Origin of the sequence: Palleniella intestinalis (assembly GCF_013166595.1) — a bacterium.
In the GTDB taxonomy this organism is placed as follows: Bacteria; Bacteroidota; Bacteroidia; order Bacteroidales; family Bacteroidaceae; genus Prevotella; species Prevotella intestinalis.
Genome location: NZ_JABKKG010000003.1, coordinates 24,547 through 42,191, shown reverse-complemented (window position 1 = coordinate 42,191; position 17,645 = coordinate 24,547). Strand labels below are relative to the sequence as shown.

Sequence of the window (17,645 nt, the reverse complement as noted above, 5' to 3'; positions counted from 1 at the left end):
TTATTACTCAGCAGAGTTCTCTTATCTGTGTCCGCCACCATTGCCTCCGAAACCACCGGAGCTACGTGTAGCACTGCCATTGGCACTGCCACGGGAGCCACCGCTGAAGCTGCCTCCTGAGCGAGAACCTGAGCCACTGCCATGGGAACGGTTGGAATTGCCGCTTGTCACACTACGGTTGGAACTGCTGCCTGAGAAGGAGCGTGACGGAGTGAAGCTGCTTGAACTGCGGTTGGAGCTGCGGTTCACATCGCCTGCCGTACGCCTTGTGCTGCTTTCGCGCACTCTGTCGGCATCGCGACGGTGTCCTTTGTTATGCTGCGAATCAAAGTTTGACGAGCCTTTGCGGTGGTTCACATCACGGTTGGAGTGGCCACGGCCGGGAGAGACATGAGGCCTGCCGTGCGAGCCATTCGAGTGATGTCCGCGCTTGCTGTCAAATCCTGCACGCATTCCGCGATGGTGCGAGCCGGAGAAAGTCCTGCCATGGTACCATGAGCGTCCGCCGTTTCTGTGCCAAGCATGTCCGCCACGGTATGTAGTGTAGAAATGCGGACGGCTGAAATAGAGGAAGTTATGGTGAGGATAGTGGGCAAAGATACGGAAATGCCAGCAACCACTGCCCCAATATAAAGGGCGGTAGAAATATTCCAATCCGCAGAATGTACGGTACTGCCAATCAAGGAGTATGTACGAAAGGTCAAGATTGCGGCGGCGCCAGTACTCGGAATAGACGTCATCAGCTGTCGTCACGGACATCAGATAGTCGAGATTGACCTCGAAAGCAGCCTCATACTGCGACTCCGTAAGGTCCAGTTCGTAAGCCATCTTGTCCGTAAGGAACAATGCTTTCTCACGCGCCTGTTCGTAACTCATGGCACTTGCCGTCATGATTACGGAAATCATCATTGCGAAGGAGAGAATAATCTTTTTCATAACCGTATGTTTTTATCGTTGTTTCTTATGCCTTTCCATGGCATTATCCTGCATGCGTGCTGCGGAATGCTTCTTTCTATGCTGCAAAGTTACTGCCAAAGGAGCAAAAGAGCAAAGGTGATTTTCCTAATAGGGGTGGGAAAATCCCTAAACATTCATTAACAGCCATGTCATATATGCAATGAAGCCCACTGTCAGCACTGCGCCTTCCCAACGTTCCATGGTCTTGTTGGTGAAAGAGAAGAGGTACAGTGCGAGTGCACTTAGGAACAGTGTGGCAAGGTCGACTGTGGAGATGCCGGAAGGACTGAGAGGCACAATGACGGATGTAAGACCAAGTATGAGCATTATGTTAAACACGCATGAGCCGATGACATTGCCCAATGCCATCGATGTGCTGCCCTTCCAAGCAGCGACAACACTTGTTGCCAGCTCCGGGAGGGATGTTCCGGCACCAAGTATGGTGATGCCTATCACTGCCTCCGAGACACCTAACGACTGTGCGAAACGTGTCGCCGAACCAACAAAGATGTCTGCTCCAATAACAAGTTCTGCCAGACCAATGACGATAAGGAGTGGCGCAAAAGCACGCAATCTGCCATTCAACGCACGGACTTTGCCTATCAATGTGTTGCATGCTCTTGCCTCTTGCGGCATTACCGTGGCAGCAGTGTTTCCGGCAGATGTGCTTTTCCGCTTCTTTGTCACTGTAGCTGCAAGCGGCTGTATACTGCGGAGCATATACCACATGTACATGGCAAACATGGCAACCATAAGCCATCCCTCGCCTCGTGTCATTGTCCCGTCAGCGAGAAAGAAGATTAGTGCCACTGTCGCACAGAAGGCAAACGGCAGGTCACGGCGGATGGTTGACATTTCGACAGACATCGGATGAATCACGGCACATACACCAACGACAAGCAGCACATTGAAGATGTTGCTTCCAACGACATTGCCGACTGCCATGTCTGACGTGCCATTCAGCGCGGAAGCCATTGAAACACAGAACTCTGGCATGGAGGTGCCGAAGGCGACGATGGTGAGTCCGATGACCAACTCCGGCATGTGGAACTTACGTGCTACACTCACAGAACCTTCCGTAAGGTTGTCTGCACCGCGGAGCACGACAACTATGCCTACTAATATCAAGACTATATCTGCAATATTCATAAAGCTAAAATTCAAACAATTTGATATATTTCAATAAAGAGCACAAAAAATCCCCTCCCGAACGGGAAGGGATATAACTGTCAGTGATTAAGCTCTGTCATCAATGTTGTCACCTTCCGTAGGAGCGAGAGCCACCTCGAAATCTGTGATTCCTGCCTTGACAAGGATGTTGTACCACTGTATGAGTTTCTTGATGTCACTGTCATGGACGCGGTCGCGGTCGAATGTAGGAAGAATTTCTGCGAAATACTCGCGGAGCTCTGCAGAACTTGCCTTCTTGTAGTCAAGGGATGAAGGTTTTGACTCCTCTTTCTCACCAAGTGACTTCAGCACTTTCCAGAGGGCGATGTCCTCATCATCTGTGTACATTGCTATGTCAGCAAGGCTTGTGACGCGGTCCCTTGCAAATGCAGGGATGCGCTTCTTTGTCTCGTCAAGAGTTTCTACTATAAGTGTACCGTTACCGCGGCTGACAAGGCGGTAAAGACCTGGTTTGCCAGAAATGGCGAGGATTGTTTCTTTCATTATCTTCTGTGTTGGTTATTTGTATTTGTTTATGCGTTTTTATTATACTTGTCGAATGCGGCATGCACAAAGATGTACATGCTGCGCAAATGCCGGACGGACACGGAGAGAGTACCTCTGCCCTATTCATGTTTTGTCTTTTCCAAAAGTTCTTCCAGTTGCCTGTCAAGGTCAGCAGTGCCGTCATTGACTATGACATAATCGGAAAGGCGCTCCTTCTCCTCCTGCGACATCTGGCGATTTATCCATTCGAGAGCCTTCTCCCGTGAGATGCCGTCACGCTTCATGACCCTTTCCACCCTTGTCTCCAAAGGTGCTGAGACACAGATGACCTTATCGACATTATACCGGAAGTCAGCCTCAAAGAGTATGGCTGACTCCATCCACTGCATGCCCGAAGACCGGAAATCCTCAGCAACAGCAGGGTGGACAATGCTGTTAATCACCTTTGTGTTCTCTTCCGAGGCAAGAAGGAACTGCGCCAAAGCAGCTTTGTCAAGCTGTCCGCCGGGAAATACATCCTTTCCCACTGCCTCAGACAGCTGTTCTTGCAGCTTACGGCAGGAGCGCATAAGGCACTTTGCGGAAGCATCACAGTCGAACACCTCCACACCATATTCCTTCAGCTTGCGGCAGACATAGCTTTTCCCACTGCCTATACCGCCGGTAAGTGCATATTTCATTGTTCTATGAGATAATCCACATCAGAGACAGCAAGGCGCACATTGCGTGCGTCACGCGGCGAACGGACGATGCGCAGGTTGCATTTCTCTGTCGTACCGCCTGCCGTTGAATGGTAATCGGCAACGACAGTGAACTGTGAGACACCAATCTTCTTGTACTGTGACGCGCCAATGACATAGGAGACATCCACCTGTGAAGGGAATGTGCGCAGGGTCTTTGTCACAGGGACGTTTGTAGGAATGATTGGAACAGAGGTTGTCGCCTCAACCATGACATCAGGGCAGAGTGTCATGCGCACCTTGTCCGGCACGAATTTCGTTCCAGGAATGGGACGAAGACGCACGACATCCGACAGTGTGTCCCTCACATTCCGTATATCCTGACGCACAGTATAGACAGCCGTCAGACTGTCAAGTATCTGCGACGAGCCATAGACCGTGACATAAGCCGGGCGGAACTGTACTCGCGCAAGATAATAGTTGGCATCAGCACTGACAACACCAAGCACCTTCACCGGCACACGCTTGTACTTGCCATGATTGTATCCCAGTTCAAGTTTTTCAGGCTTCACGGAGACTATCTTCGTTGAGCCTGAGAGTTGCTGGCTTACAAGCTTCTGCAGCTCTGAGGCAGTGACCGTTATTTTGTCAGAAGTCTTTGCATAAGTCTGGAACGAAACCTTTACCGGCGGAGTATGCTCGCGGTACATGTAGGTGGAGAGCACAAAGCCCTTGTCACGCACGACAATACGCACATTAGGAATACTGTCGGCAAGGACAACGACATTACTTGGCACACCTGTCAGCTGTACAGGAATCTGTATCTCACGCTCCATGGTGTCATTAAGGACAGACATCATCCAATAAGCGGCGCTGAGGACAAGGAAGAACAAAAAAATCAGAAACTCCCTGTTAACAGCACTGAACAGGAAGTCTCTGATTATCTTTGTTATATGTTGCAATTTTTCCGGCATTGGATAGCTTTGGCATTAAAGGTCCGCTTGTGTCCCCCACTGCCACACAATGTGCGGCACGGCCTTCCTCATCACTTATTGATTCAAATGCAGTCGTGATTATCTCTGCTCCGGTGCGGCAGCGAAGACATAAGACTTCTCAACCTTTATGGTAACACCTTTTGAGACTTCTATCTCCACGATGCCTGCCGCATGATCCACCTTCTTCACTTCTCCATGGACACCGCCGCCTGTAACGACTTTCGCACCCACTTCAAGAGCGTTCTGGAAGTTGCGTATCTCTTTCTGCTTCTTCTGCTGAGGACGAATCATAAAGAAATACATTATGGCGAACATCAGCACAAGCATTATAATCATTTGGGAACTGCCCCCTGCTGCCTGGGCAGCGAGAATTGTATTCATAATCGATATGTTTTTTTTATGTTATTGTATGGTTGCTATATAATATCTAATGTATGTTCCTTTATCTCTCAGGCAATGGCTTCAGCATCTTTCCTGTCTCGTTGAGATAACGCGCAATGGAGTCAAGCATGCCGTTCACATACCGCCAAGACTTTGGTGTACTGTAGACTTTCGCGAGGTTGACATACTCGTTAATGGACACAGAGACCGGTATGGCCGGGAATGAAAGCATTTCAGCGATGGCTATCTGCATAATCACCACATCCATATATGCCAGTCGTGAGAAGTCCCAGTTCTTGGTTGTCTGGGTCATGTAGTGCTGGTACTGCTCTGAATTGAGTATCGATGTGCGGAACAGTTTGACAGCGAAATCACGGTCAGCCATATCCTTGAACTCCGGCAAAAGCTCTTGGTCGGCATCGCTCTTCTCTGTGAAACGCTTTATTGTCTTTATGACAAAGGTGTCTACAATATACTTGTCGTCATTCCAATAGAGAGACCTTTCCTCCAGAACCTTGTCAATCTCTTCGTTGTCAACGACAAAAGTCTTGTAGAGCTTGCGCCACAATTCACGGTCAGCGGCATAGTCCGGCTCATCCGCTGCTGCCATATACTCAGCATAAGCCTCGCTTGCCTCTATGCTGTCAAGCACGCTGCGCACAGCCGTCACATCATCATCCCAAGTGAATTTCTGACGTCCGCGCCATTCATTGAGCGTAGCGTTTTCCTCAAGCTGCAATGCAAACTTGTTCAAGGTGAAACGTTCCGAAGGCTTAGCCCCCTCGCCACGCTCATGTCTTGCCTTTGCAACGTCAACGCGCTGGCGTGCAACACGGGTGACGGCAACCATCAAATCCAAAAGGCTATGGTACAAGTCATACGCCTTGTCAAGGCTGAAAAGCAATTCCTTCTCCGCATTCTCAATGTTGCAGTTCCCATTCTGGTAATAAGCGTAGGTCAGCTGGACCACCTTGATTCTTATAAGTTCTCTGTTTATCATATCACTATATAATATTATGAGGAATATTTCCTGCATCCTTATGTACCGAGTACACTATTATGTTGCAAAAATAGACAAAATACTCCACATAGACAAGAAAATTCACACTTTTTCTATGTTTTTTAATATAATCCTTTGTCTGATTCAGAAAAAAGTAGTAATTTTGTCGGGCATTTCGCAAAATCTTTCGTGCTGTGCGCTGCATCAGCACTGTGTGATGGCGGATTAAGCAACTTAATTTCATTAACTACTTAATTTAGAGTAACACAATTATGTTAGAAATCAACGTAACAGGTCAGGTAAGAAGCGACCTCGGCAAAAAGGCTTCTAAGGACATTCGCAAGCAGGGACTCATCCCTTGCAACATCTACGGCGTTAAGCGTGGCGGTGAGAAGAACCTTCCGGTAGCTCTCTCTTTCACATCTTCATTCGCAGAGCTTCGCAAGGCTATCTACACTCCTCACGTGTATGTTGTGAACCTCAACATCGACGGCGTTGACCACAAGGCTGTCATCAAGGAACTCCAGTTCCACCCTGTAACAGATGCACTCCTCCATGTTGACTTCCTCGAGATTACAGAGGACAAGCCTGTAACAGTAGGCATCCCTGTAGAACTCAAGGGTCTTGCAAACGGTGTGCGTAACGGTGGACGCCTCGCTCTCCTCGTTCGTCAGATCAAGGTCACAGCTGTTTACACAAACATTCCTGAGAAGCTCGTCATCGACGTTACAAACCTTGAGCTCGGCAAGTCAATCAAGGTTGGCGACCTCAATTTCGAGGGCCTCGAGTTTGCTACTCCGAAGGAAGTTAACGTATGCTCTGTACAGATGACACGTGCCGCACGTGCTGCTGCTCAGGCTGCTCAGTAACACTGACCTCATACTGAATTCTTATCGGCACCGGAGCACAGCTTCGGTGCCGTTTTGTTTTCTCCGCAACAGTAACAGTATAAAAACGACAAACGCAAAATGGACAAATTTCTTATCGTAGGCCTTGGAAATCCCGGACCGGAATACCACGAGACACGGCATAACGCCGGCTGGATGGTTGTCGACAAACTTGCAGATGACCTTGGTGCGACGTTTGCCGACAAGCGCTACGGCTTCGTCGCCGAGACTTCCATAAAGGGGAGGAAGCTCTTCCTGCTCAAACCCACGACATACATGAACCTTTCCGGCAATGCCGTACGCTACTGGCTGGAGAAGGAAAACATTGCAACGGAACGGTTGCTCGTCATCGTTGACGAACTGGCGCTGCCGCTTGGCAAGATGAGACTCAAAGGCAGCGGTTCCAACGGAGGGCACAACGGACTGGGACATATACAGCAACTCATAGGACAGAAATACGCCCGGCTGCGCATTGGCATAGGCAACGAGTTCAACCGTGGCGGACAGGTGGACTACGTTCTTGGGAAATTCCCTGCCGAAGAGCGCGAGATTCTTAACCCTCTCATGGACAATGCCGTCGCCTGCATCAAGTCTTTCGTCCTCGCAGGCATTGACATCACCATGAACCAGTTCAACAAGAAATAAGGCTTACATGCCACCTTAGCTTATGGAAAACAAACTAAAGCATCAGGACACTGCCCGCCTGGACAAATGGCTGTGGGCAGCCCGAATATTCAAGACGCGCACAGTGGCCGCCAACGCCTGCAAGAACAGCCGTGTAAGCGTGAGCGGCGTGGGCACTGACGGCAACGCTGCCATGGGAGCAGCCTTGGCAAAACCGTCACGGATGGTGAAATGCGGTGAGGTCATCCATGTCAAGAAGTCGCCCATCACCTACTCTTTCCGCATACTCAACTGCATAGAGAACCGTGTGGGCGCAAAACTTCTGCCCGAGGTCTATGAGAATGTGACCACCGCAAAGCAGTACGAACTCTTGGAGATGTCACGCATCTCCGGCTTCATCGACCGTCAGCGCGGCACGGGACGCCCTACAAAGAAGGAGCGCAGACAGCTGGATGACTTCAACGAAATGCCGGTGTTCGGCTTTGAGGAGGATGACGATGAGGACCTTTTCGACTTTGACGAGTAAGGCATAATGCCACGTCTGCCGTAACTTTGGAGCACTCTCCGGCCAAAGGAATTTATGCATGAGTTTTCTTATGCTCTATTTATCATAATGTGCAGATAAGGTTATGAAATGCGGATTCTGACGCTTTGTTGTGGCTTTTGTGTCCATGAAAAGCGTCAGGAGGCATGGTTTTTCATTCAAAAAGTGATGAAAAACCATGCTTTTGCTCATCTTTTGAGTAGCGAAAGACAACACTTGACCATGCAAAAGGTCAGCTTTGACAATGCAAAAGATTACCTTTCACTTCACGGGGAATCACCATTTGCTCGCACACCTCTATAAACAGTTGATTGATAGCGTGTTACAAAAACGCAGAAAATTTCGCGAATTTCCGCACTTTCTTTTCAGCATTTGTTTTCAAGCGATTCTCGTAAGGCAAAAACACGGTGAGTTTTCCAATGCCTGCTACTTATGCCGTGCCACCGAAATTCTGTATGATAACAGAAATGCGACTGCCCTGTTGGCAATAATCCCTTTGTCAGCGCACCACGAGAGACGATACTTTATTATCGCAGACATGTCCGCTGAACAGGCAACCATCCTGCCCCGTTTGGTTAATTATTACTAATATATAAAGCTGTGTTGTGAATAAGTGAAAAGAAAACTGTAATTTTGTGCTTAGTTTTGTAATTCTAACGATACAGTATGAATTTTATGAGAAAATACCTTTTATTATTAATGTTCCTCCACTTGTATGCCGTTGACATGATGGCTCAGGAGGCTACGCTTGGCATTAACCTTCAAAAGGCGATAGAGATAGCCATTGCCGAGAATCCTACAATCAGGGTTGCGGACAAGGATATTGAGCTGAAGAAGATTGCCGACAAGGAGGCTTGGCAGGCTCTTTTGCCTACGGTGACAGCCGACCTTGCACTGAATCACAGCATTACCGTTGCTGCGATAAAGACCCAAATGGGTGAGTTCAAAATGGGAATGGACGGCACCACTACCGCGACAGGTACGGCTACGCTTGCTGTTCCTGTGTTTGCGCCGGCTGTCTATCAGAACATGAAGCTGACGAAGCAGGACATCCTGCTTGCTCAGGAGAAGGCGCGTGCGTCACGTCTCAGCCTTGTGAACCAGGTGACAAAGGCTTATTACTCCGCTCTTCTTTCCAAAGACAGCTATGAAGTGATGCAACGCAGTTACAACACGTCAAAGGAGAACTTTGATGTCGTGGACAAAAAGTTCCGGGCAGGACGTGTCAGCGAGTATGATAAAATCTCTGCCGAGGTGCAGATGCGTGCAATGCATTCAAGTGTTGTCAGTGCCGAGACAGGCATGAACCTTGCAGTTCTGCAGCTGAAGGTGCTGATGGGCATCAACACTGATATCAACGTGGACATCCAAGATTCGCTCCGTGCTTATGAATCCTCGCTTACCCTTGCCAATGCCGAAGGCGGAATAGAGGAGATACAGAACAACTCCGCATTGAGGCAGTTGGACTTGAACAAGGGGCTTCTTGAGCGTTCACGCAAGATTCTCCGCACGAACTTCATGCCTACGGTGGCAGCGTCGTTGTCAGGGCAGTACTCTTCCTACTCCAACACTGATTGGAATGTGTTCGGATACAAGTATTCTCCAAGTTCCACATTTGTGCTTTCGGCAAGCATTCCTATCTTCAAGGCAAGCAATTGGACAAAATTGCAGTCCAACCGTGTGCAGCTTGAGCAGCTCGCCGACACGCGCCGTGATACGGAACGCCAGCTTTCAATGGCAGCACAGAGCTACAGGCAGAACATGCTCAAGACCATTGCCAAACTGGAGTCTGACCGTGAGGCGGTGAAACAGGCAGACAAGGCTGTGAACATTGCCGGCAAACGCTATGATGTGGGCCGTGGGACAATCCTTGAACTGAACCAAAGCGAGACGGCTCTTGTGCAGGCGGAACTGACATACAATCAGAGCATTTACGACTATCTGTCCAACAAGGCTGACCTTGACTATACGCTTGGGCGTGAATAAAACATCAACAATTGCAAGAAAACAAAACCAGAAACATTATATAGGATGAATAAATATTTTATGATAGCCGCAGCAATGCTTGCAATGGCAAGTTGCGGAAACAAGAACAAAGAGGCTGAAACAGTTGCCGAAGAGTTGCCTGAGGTGAAGCTGGCGACTGTCCACAGTGATGTCTTGCCACAGACAGAGACTTATACGGCTGTAGTGGAGAGTGATGTGAAGAACAACATCTCGCCTAATGTCGCTTACCGCATAGAGAAGGTTCTCGTGGATGTCGGCGACAGAGTGAAGAAAGGACAGGTGGTTGTGCAGCTTGATGCGTCAAGCCTGCGACAGCTGAAACTACAGATAGACAACCAGAAACTGGAGTTCAGCCGCACCGAACAACTTTACAATGTCGGTGGAGCAAGCAAGACAGAGTACGACAATGCCAAGATGCAGCTTGACGTCCTGCAGACCCAGTATGCACAGATGTCTCGCAACACACAGCTCTATGCCCCTATCAGCGGTGTCGTTACGGCACGCAACTATGACAATGGTGACATGTACAACGGCACTCCTATCCTTACAATCGAAGAGACAAGTGTGGTGAAAATCGTTACAAACATCTCAGAGATTCACTATAAGGACATCAAGAAAGGTCAGGCTATCGACATCGAACTTGACGCTTATCCGGGCGAGAAATTCGTTGGACATGTGTCAATCATCCACCCAAGCATTGATGAGGCGACACACACTTTCCCTGTGGAAATCACAATCAGCAACAAGAATCAGAAAGTCCGTCCGGGAATGTTTGCCCGTGCGACAGTGAACTTCGGCAGTCAGGAGCATGTGCTCATACCTGATGAGGCTCTTGTCAAGCAGATTGGCGCAGGCGACCGCTATGTTTATGTCTATGATGCAGCAAAGCAGACTGTCACATATAATAAGGTGGAGCTTGGAAAGCATATAGGCAAGACTTACGAAATCTTCTCCGGTGTGCAGGACGGTCAGCAGGTTGTCGTCGCAGGACAGTCACGCCTTGCCAACGGAAAGAAAGTGAAAGTCGTGAAATAAGTGGAGGGCGGCTCTTCATGTTATATAATGTTGCATCATTATGCGGCATGACGCATAATGATGCAACCAAATAAAAAACAACAAAACCAACATGACACTATACGAAGGCGCGGTCAAACGACCGATTATGACGAGCCTGTGTTTCTGCGCCGTCATCATTTTCGGTATCTTCTCCCTGATAAAGCTCCCTATCGATCTTTATCCGGACATCGATACCAACACAATCATGGTCATGACGTACTATAACGGTGCGTCAGCCAATGATATAGAGAACAACGTGACACGCCCGCTGGAGAACACTCTGAACTCTGTCGAGCACCTGAAGCATATCACAAGTAATTCACGTGAAGGCGTGTCTGTCATCACCCTGCAGTTTGAGTATGGCTATGACATTGACGACTTGACGAATGATGTGCGAGACAAACTTGACATGATCAGCAACTCCCTTCCTGACGAAGCGCAGTCGCCTGTCCTGTTCAAGTTCTCCACGGACATGATTCCTATCCTCCTCCTTTCGGTGGAGGCTAATGAGTCACAGAAGGCATTGTACAAGATACTCGATGATGTCGTCGCCAATCCTTTGGCGCGTATCGACGGTGTTGGTACGGTGAGTATCTCAGGTGCTCCCAAGCGAGAGATAAACATTTACATGGATCCTCGCAAGATGGAGGCCTACGGTCTGTCGCCATTGCAGGTGAGTCAGGCTGTCAATGCCGAGAACCACAATATCACAACGGGTACTGTCGACATAGGCACACAGACGTTCACCGTCCGTGTGGAGGGTGAGTTCAGTGACCCTAAACAGATGGAGAATGTCATTGTCGGCACCAAAAACGGTGCGAATGTCTATCTGAAGGATGTCGCGCGAATAGTCGATAATGTGGAGGAGCGTGCACAGCGCACGTTCACCAACGGCACACAGGGTGCCATGATTGTCGTACAGAAGCAGTCAGGCGCGAACTCCGTTGCCATTGCCGACGCTGTGATGAAGAAACTGCCGGAGCTGCAGAAAAACCTTCCTTCCGATGTGAAGCTGGGAGTCATCGTCAATACTTCGGACAACATCCTCAACACCATAGGCTCTCTTGAGGAGACAATCGCTTATGCCATGCTCTTTGTGGCATTGGTTGTGTTCGTGTTCCTTGGACGCTGGCGTGCCACGATGATTATTGTCATCACCATCCCGATGTCGCTCATTGCATCGTTCATCTACCTGTATGCCACCGGCGGCTCATTGAACATGATCTCACTTTCATGTCTTTCCATTGCCATCGGTAATGTTGTGGACGACGCCATTGTGGTATTGGAGAACGTTACGACACACATCGAGCGCGGCTCTTCGCCAAAACAGGCTGCCATCCATGCCACTCAGGAGGTGGCAATCTCTGTTGTGGCTTCCACATTGACCATGATTGCCGTGTTCTTCCCTCTTACCATGGTGACCGGTATGGCAGGTGTGCTCTTCAAGCAGTTGGGTTGGATGATGTGTATCATCATGACAATATCCACTCTTTCGGCACTCTCGTTCACGCCGATGCTCTGTTCCTTGATGCTTAAGCTGAAGAAAAAGCAAAGTCCGTTGTTCAAGAAACTCTATTCGCCTGTCAGCAAGAGTCTTGACGGACTTGATGCTTGGTATGAGAAACGCATCAACTGGTCAGTGCGTCACCGCAAGACTGTCATCGCAGGATGTTTCGCCCTGTTTGCCGGAACGATAGCCCTTGCCGGAATCTTCGGCATACAGTCGGAGTTCTTCCCTGCCAACGACTCCGGTCGTGTAGGCATCACTCTGCAGCTGCCTGTCGGTACACGTGTGGAGATTTCCGAGGATCTTGCGAAAAATCTTGTGAAGAAATGGCAGCAGCGCTATGGCGATGACTTGCAGTCATGTAACTTCACGGTAGGTCAGGCAGGAGACGACAACACATGGGCATCATTGTCCGACAACGGTTCCCATATCATAGAATTCAACATAATGATGGTTCCGTCCAATGAGCGTGAGAAGGGTTTGGCAGCAATCTGTGATGAGATGCGTGCAGACTTGAAGGCTATTCCTGAGCTGGCAAAGTACCAGGTGAACCTTGGTGGCAGCAAGGGCTCATCCATGGGTGGACAGGCTACTGCCACTTTCGAGATTTATGGCTATGATATGAATGCGACAAGTGACATTGCGCACACTCTTGCCGACAAGCTCCGCAAGGAAAACATTGTGACTCAGGTGTTCATCTCACGTTCCGACTATCAGCCTGAAGTGGTGGTTAACTTCGACCGTGAGAAACTGGCACAGCAGAATATCGGCATGCAGACGGCAGCCAGTGCCGTGCGCAACATCATCAGCGGTTCACGACTCTCTTATTTCCGTGAGGACGGTGAGGAATATGACATCAAGGTGCGCTACGAGCCTTCTGCCCGTATCTCTGTCAATGATTTGGAAAACATGGTTATTCCTAACGGCTATGGCCAGAACATCCGTATCTGCGATGTGGCAACCGTGGAGGAAAGCGCCATCCCTCCGACCATCGAGCGTAAGGACCGCCAGCGCTATGTCACAGTCAGTGCGGTGCTTGCCGACGGCCATGCCTTGTCGGAAGGTGTAGAACTCGGTCAGTCAATCTATAAGAAGATGGACCTTCCTGCAGGTGTTACTGTCCAGGTTGCCGGCTCTTACGAGGACCAACAGGACTCAAACCGCGATCTTGGCACACTTGGCATCCTCATCATCATCCTTGTGTTCATCGTCATGGCGGCACAGTTCGAATCAATGACCTATCCGTTCATCATCATGCTCTCAGTGCCTTTCGCCCTCTCGGGCATCATTCTTGCACTTGTGATAACACAGACAACGCTCAGTGTCATGTCTATGCTCGGTGGCATCATGCTTATCGGTATTGTGGTGAAGAACGGTATTGTGCTCATCGACTACACCAACCTCATGCGTGAACGTGGTAACGGACTTATCCGTTCCGCTACGATTGCGGCACGAAGCCGTCTGCGCCCAATCCTTATGACCACGCTCACCACTATCCTCGGTATGGTGCCTATGGCTGTGGGACAGGGTGTCGGTGCTGAGATGTGGCGTCCGATGGGTGTCAGCATCATCGGCGGTCTCTGTGTCTCCACTGTGCTTACGCTGATTTATGTGCCAGCAATGTTCTGTATCTTCGGCGGTGTCGGCATAAAGAACAAGCGCCGTCAGATGCGTGAGGAGCGTGAGCTTGACGCTTACTGGGCAGAGCATAAGGCGGAAGAACAGCTTAATAAGGCAAAATAGTCTGTAGAACAACAACGGTGGGGCGTCACTGCCCCACCACAATACGCAACAACATTATGAAAAGTATCTTTATAACATACGACCAGGCTCACCACGAAGGAGTGGCTGAGGCTCTCAAATCATCACTCTGCCGTGGCTATACGCTCTTCCCTACCGTGGGAGGCTGCGGCACAAAGACCGGCGAACCTCATCTCGGCTCCCATGCATGGCCGGCAATGAACGAGGCTATTATCACTATCTGTGATGACGACCGTGTGGAGCCTCTATTGGCGCGTCTGCACAAACTTGATGTGGATAATCCTCTCCTTGGTCTGCGTGCATTCGTTTGGAATATAGAGCAGACACTCTGATTTCCTTTGTATGGAAATCCTGAAATATTTGGTTATTCCGGCAAAAAGTGTTACCTTTGCACTGGAATAACCATTTTTTATACATATATTATAATAAACAAAGCAATGGAAAAAGTGATACTTACCGGTGACCGTCCTACCGGAAAACTTCATATCGGCCATTATGTAGGCTCTCTCCGCCGTCGTGTGGAGCTCCAGAACTCCGGAGAATACGACAAGATTTTCATCATGATTGCCGACGCACAGGCACTTACCGACAATGCCGACAATCCGGAGAAGATACGCCAGAACGTCATAGAGGTGGCTCTTGACTATCTCTCCGCAGGTCTTGACCCGTCAAAGTGCAATATCTTTGTGCAGTCTGCCGTGCCTGAACTGACAGAGTTGGCTTTCTACTACATGAACCTTGTCTCTGTGGCACGTGTGCAGCGAAACCCTACAGTGAAGACAGAAATCGAGATGCGAAACTTTGAAGGCGGATCCATTCCTACCGGATTCTTCTGCTATCCTATCTCACAGGCTGCGGACATCACGCTCTTCCACGGCACAACAATCCCTGTTGGCGAGGACCAGAAGCCGATGATTGAGTTGACAAACGAGATTGTGCGCCGTTTCAACCATATCTATGGCGAGGTGCTTAACGAATGCCAGGTGCTGCTCCCTGAGAACAAGGCGTGCATGCGTCTGCCGGGAACGGACGGCAAGGCAAAGATGTCAAAGTCACTCGGCAACTGCATCTACCTCTCCGACACAGCAAAGGAACTGAAGAAAAAGGTCAACTCCATGTTCACCGACCCACAGCACCTGAACATCGAAGACCCGGGACACATCGAGGGAAACACTGTATTTACATACCTTGACGCGTTCTGCAAAGACGAGGATTTCGAGCGTTTCCTCCCGGACTACAAGAACCTTGACGAGATGAAGGCCCACTACACACGTGGCGGTCTTGGTGACGGCACATGCAAGAAGTTCCTCTACAATGTCCTCAATGACCGTCTTGAACCCATCCGCACACGCCGCAAGGAATTGGAAAGCAACATCGCTGAGGTCTACGAAGTGCTGCGTCGCGGAACGGAGGAGGCACGCAAAGTTGGTGCAAAGACCCTTGCCGAGGTGCGCCATGCCATGCGCATCGACTACTTTGACGACAAGGAACTTGTCGCAGAGCAGCAGAAACGTTTCAACGAACAGAACAAATAAATCCCTTTCAGGCATACAAACGATTACCGCCGATAGCTCTTTTTGCAAGAGTTGTCGGCGGTAATTGCGTATGGTAGAATGAAAAGTTGGTGAGACGTTATGAGAGTTTCGGCTTGGATATGACAATTTCAAGAATAGCGAATATTGTCATAATCGCCCAAAAGATTGCGAGTTTTTCCCAACCGAAGAACAAGCTGTTGAACATGCCGGTGCATCCAATCAGAATGTCAACACCATTCTGTCTGTAACCAAAGAGGTTTGCGATGAACCTTGTTCCTGTCTTGCGTGAGTTGATAATGGCAGCCATGGACAGAACCAACAAGGGGAGAATTATGGACACACAGACGGCTGCCGCCACAAATCATTGTCGAATGGTATTGGCAGCATGGCAAACGAAAGTAAAGAGATTCTTGGTAAAACAAAAAGATGCTTCATGCTCATCAGGTATTTTGTTATGACAATATATGTGTGAGTATAATGCAAGTTGAATGCATTAGTTCTCTCAGCAGTGATACCGGGCAGGATGCGGATAAAAAAGAGCCGGCATCAGAAAAACGATGCCGGCTTCTTGCTTGTCGGGATGACCAGACTCGAACTGGCGACCCCTGCGTCCCGAACGCAGTACGCTACCAACTGCGCTACATCCCGAATTGCGTCTGCAAAATTACAACTTATTTTGGAAATATGCAATAAAAATAGGAAAAAATACACTTTTTTGAAAAAAAACACGAAAAAGCTTGCACAGTTCAAAAAAAAGCAGTACCTTTGCACTCGCAATTAGGAAATAACAATCCTAGCACTGAAAGACAAGGTGCCATAGCTCAGTTGGTAGAGCATCGGACTGAAAATCCGTGTGTCACTGGTTCGAATCCCGTTGGCACCACTCCTCCTTTCACCTGACCTGTAATTCCTTCGGGAAGTGCAGGTCATCTTTTTTATGTCTCCACTGTTGTTCTGTTGCCGATGAGGCATAAATCTGAAATGTGGGTATAATTAAGAAGGGCGGTATCCTCTGTGAAGGATGCCGCCCTTGATTATTGTCTCTCAGCGTTGTTTGTGCGCCGAGATTGTTATGCCTTACTTGAAATAACGGTTGAAGAGACCGCGGAAGCCTGAGCCGTGGCGCGCCTCGTCCTTTGCCATTTCGTGTACTGTGTCGTGGATAGCGTCAAGNCAAGCGCCGGCCTCTGCGAGCATGCGCTTCTCAAGGTTTGTCTTTGTGTCCCACACAACGTCGCCGAGGAGCTCTGCGAACTTGGCAGCGTGCTCAGCCTCTTCGAATGCGTAGCGCTTGAAAGCCTCAGCAATCTCAGGGTAGCCCTCGCGGTCAGCCTGGCGTGACATTGCAAGGTACATGCCAACCTCTGTGCACTCACCGTTAAAGTGTGCGTTGAGGTCCTTGATCATCTCCTCGTCAGCACCGGATGTCTTTGCCTCGCCGATTTTGTGAACTGTAGCGAAATCAGCCTCGGTGCTCTCGTTCACTTCTGTGAACTTTGATGCAGGTGCTTTGCACAATGGGCACTGCTCCGGAGCCTCTGTACCTTCGTGGATGTATCCGCAAACTGAGCAAATGAATTTCTTTGTCATGACATTTGAGTTTTTAAGTTGGTTAATAATGTTTTTCTGTTTATTATTTTTGTTGTATGCAAAATTATAACTTTATTTCCTATATCCCAAGGCAATTCGGGAAAATAAATGGTGAATTTGGGAATGGCAGTCGTTTTATGCTCCAAAATATTCCATTATTGAACAAAAAATACAGAATGCAGTCTTATATATTGATAAATGTATATATAAAAAAAATCCTCGCAATTCCGCAAAAACTTATGATAAGTTTTATTGAAATTACGAGGAACACCCCTAGTGGGCGCTGAGGGATTCGAACCCCCGACCCTCTGCTTGTAAGGCAGACGCTCTGAACCAACTGAGCTAAGCGCCCGTCGTTACTGTGACGGTGTCAGGCAAGTCATTTCTGAATTGCGAGTGCAAAGGTACATAGTTTTTTGAATATGTGCAAGTTTTTATGTGAGA

The 17,645-nt window shown here is 48.9% G+C and carries 17 protein-coding genes and 3 tRNA genes; 9 read left to right on the top strand and 11 right to left on the bottom strand.

Features of this window, described 5'->3' with window-relative positions; all coding sequences use genetic code 11:
- Positions 1–21 precede the first annotated feature (21 nt).
- From HPS57_RS04860 to nusB, 7 genes are all read right to left on the bottom strand, one after another.
- Complete coding sequence (locus HPS57_RS04860; RefSeq protein ID WP_172180752.1) at positions 22–936, bottom strand: hypothetical protein; 915 nt, start codon at positions 934–936, stop codon at positions 22–24.
- A gap of 147 nt (positions 937–1,083) precedes the next feature.
- On the bottom strand, positions 1,084–2,106 hold the full coding sequence (locus HPS57_RS04855; RefSeq protein ID WP_172180749.1) for a calcium/sodium antiporter: 1,023 nt from the start codon (positions 2,104–2,106) through the stop codon (positions 1,084–1,086).
- Positions 2,107–2,193: 87 nt separating this feature from the next.
- Entirely contained in the window at positions 2,194–2,631 is a 438-nt protein-coding gene (locus tag HPS57_RS04850) for a DUF5606 family protein (protein WP_172180746.1), read from the bottom strand.
- A 122-nt stretch (positions 2,632–2,753) separates the two neighbouring features.
- Positions 2,754–3,314, bottom strand: a complete 561-nt coding sequence (gene coaE, locus HPS57_RS04845) for a dephospho-CoA kinase (protein ID WP_172180743.1) — start codon at positions 3,312–3,314, stop codon at positions 2,754–2,756.
- The gene (locus HPS57_RS04840; protein ID WP_172180741.1) at positions 3,311–4,276 is read right to left on the bottom strand and encodes a CdaR family protein; all 966 of its coding nucleotides are present in this window, start codon (positions 4,274–4,276) and stop codon (positions 3,311–3,313) included. Before HPS57_RS04840 ends, coaE begins: the two co-directional genes overlap by 4 nt.
- A 111-nt stretch (positions 4,277–4,387) precedes the next feature.
- Positions 4,388–4,690, bottom strand: coding sequence for a preprotein translocase subunit YajC (yajC, locus tag HPS57_RS04835; protein WP_172180739.1), 303 nt, complete (start codon positions 4,688–4,690; stop codon positions 4,388–4,390).
- A 61-nt stretch (positions 4,691–4,751) separates the two neighbouring features.
- Positions 4,752–5,690 (bottom strand): transcription antitermination factor NusB, encoded by a 939-nt coding sequence (gene nusB / locus HPS57_RS04830; RefSeq protein ID WP_172180738.1) that lies wholly within the window; start codon positions 5,688–5,690, stop codon positions 4,752–4,754.
- Positions 5,691–5,962: 272 nt separating this feature from the next.
- On the opposite strand from nusB, the gene HPS57_RS04825 reads away from it, so the two are divergent.
- From HPS57_RS04825 to trpS, 8 genes are all read left to right on the top strand, one after another.
- Positions 5,963–6,559: a 50S ribosomal protein L25/general stress protein Ctc gene (locus HPS57_RS04825; protein ID WP_135939192.1), complete on the top strand. Its 597-nt coding sequence runs from the start codon at positions 5,963–5,965 to the stop codon at positions 6,557–6,559.
- Positions 6,560–6,658: 99 nt separating this feature from the next.
- A complete protein-coding gene (pth, locus tag HPS57_RS04820; protein ID WP_172180737.1) occupies positions 6,659–7,222 on the top strand; it encodes an aminoacyl-tRNA hydrolase in 564 nt (187 codons plus the stop codon).
- A gap of 22 nt (positions 7,223–7,244) precedes the next feature.
- The gene (locus HPS57_RS04815; RefSeq protein WP_172180736.1) at positions 7,245–7,727 is read left to right on the top strand and encodes an RNA-binding S4 domain-containing protein; all 483 of its coding nucleotides are present in this window, start codon (positions 7,245–7,247) and stop codon (positions 7,725–7,727) included.
- Between the two features lie 684 nt (positions 7,728–8,411).
- Positions 8,412–9,731, top strand: coding sequence for a TolC family protein (locus HPS57_RS04810; RefSeq protein WP_172180735.1), 1,320 nt, complete (start codon positions 8,412–8,414; stop codon positions 9,729–9,731).
- Positions 9,732–9,776: 45 nt separating this feature from the next.
- Positions 9,777–10,787, top strand: coding sequence for an efflux RND transporter periplasmic adaptor subunit (locus HPS57_RS04805; protein WP_172180734.1), 1,011 nt, complete (start codon positions 9,777–9,779; stop codon positions 10,785–10,787).
- Between the two features lie 91 nt (positions 10,788–10,878).
- Complete coding sequence (locus tag HPS57_RS04800; RefSeq protein ID WP_172180733.1) at positions 10,879–14,058, top strand: efflux RND transporter permease subunit; 3,180 nt, start codon at positions 10,879–10,881, stop codon at positions 14,056–14,058.
- Positions 14,059–14,114: 56 nt separating this feature from the next.
- A complete protein-coding gene (locus HPS57_RS04795) occupies positions 14,115–14,408 on the top strand; it encodes a PG0541 family transporter-associated protein (protein WP_172180732.1) in 294 nt (97 codons plus the stop codon).
- A gap of 105 nt (positions 14,409–14,513) precedes the next feature.
- Positions 14,514–15,611, top strand: a complete 1,098-nt coding sequence (gene trpS, locus HPS57_RS04790; RefSeq protein ID WP_172180731.1) for a tryptophan--tRNA ligase — start codon at positions 14,514–14,516, stop codon at positions 15,609–15,611.
- A gap of 97 nt (positions 15,612–15,708) precedes the next feature.
- Here the strand turns inward: trpS and HPS57_RS04785 are convergent, their stop codons facing one another.
- Positions 15,709–15,969 carry a hypothetical protein gene (locus tag HPS57_RS04785; protein ID WP_172180730.1) on the bottom strand — a complete coding sequence of 87 codons (261 nt, stop codon included), beginning with the start codon at positions 15,967–15,969 and terminating at the stop codon, positions 15,709–15,711.
- A gap of 217 nt (positions 15,970–16,186) precedes the next feature.
- Positions 16,187–16,259, bottom strand: a tRNA-Pro gene (locus HPS57_RS04780).
- 162 nt (positions 16,260–16,421) lie between these two features.
- Between HPS57_RS04780 and HPS57_RS04775 the strand changes: the two genes are divergently transcribed.
- Positions 16,422–16,494: transfer RNA gene (locus HPS57_RS04775), tRNA-Phe, on the top strand.
- Between the two features lie 194 nt (positions 16,495–16,688).
- Here HPS57_RS04775 and HPS57_RS04770 read toward each other — a convergent pair.
- Positions 16,689–17,201 (bottom strand): NADH peroxidase, encoded by a 513-nt coding sequence (locus HPS57_RS04770; protein ID WP_172180729.1) that lies wholly within the window; start codon positions 17,199–17,201, stop codon positions 16,689–16,691.
- 277 nt (positions 17,202–17,478) lie between these two features.
- Positions 17,479–17,553, bottom strand: a tRNA-Val gene (locus HPS57_RS04765).
- Between the last annotated feature and the right edge of the window lie 92 nt (positions 17,554–17,645).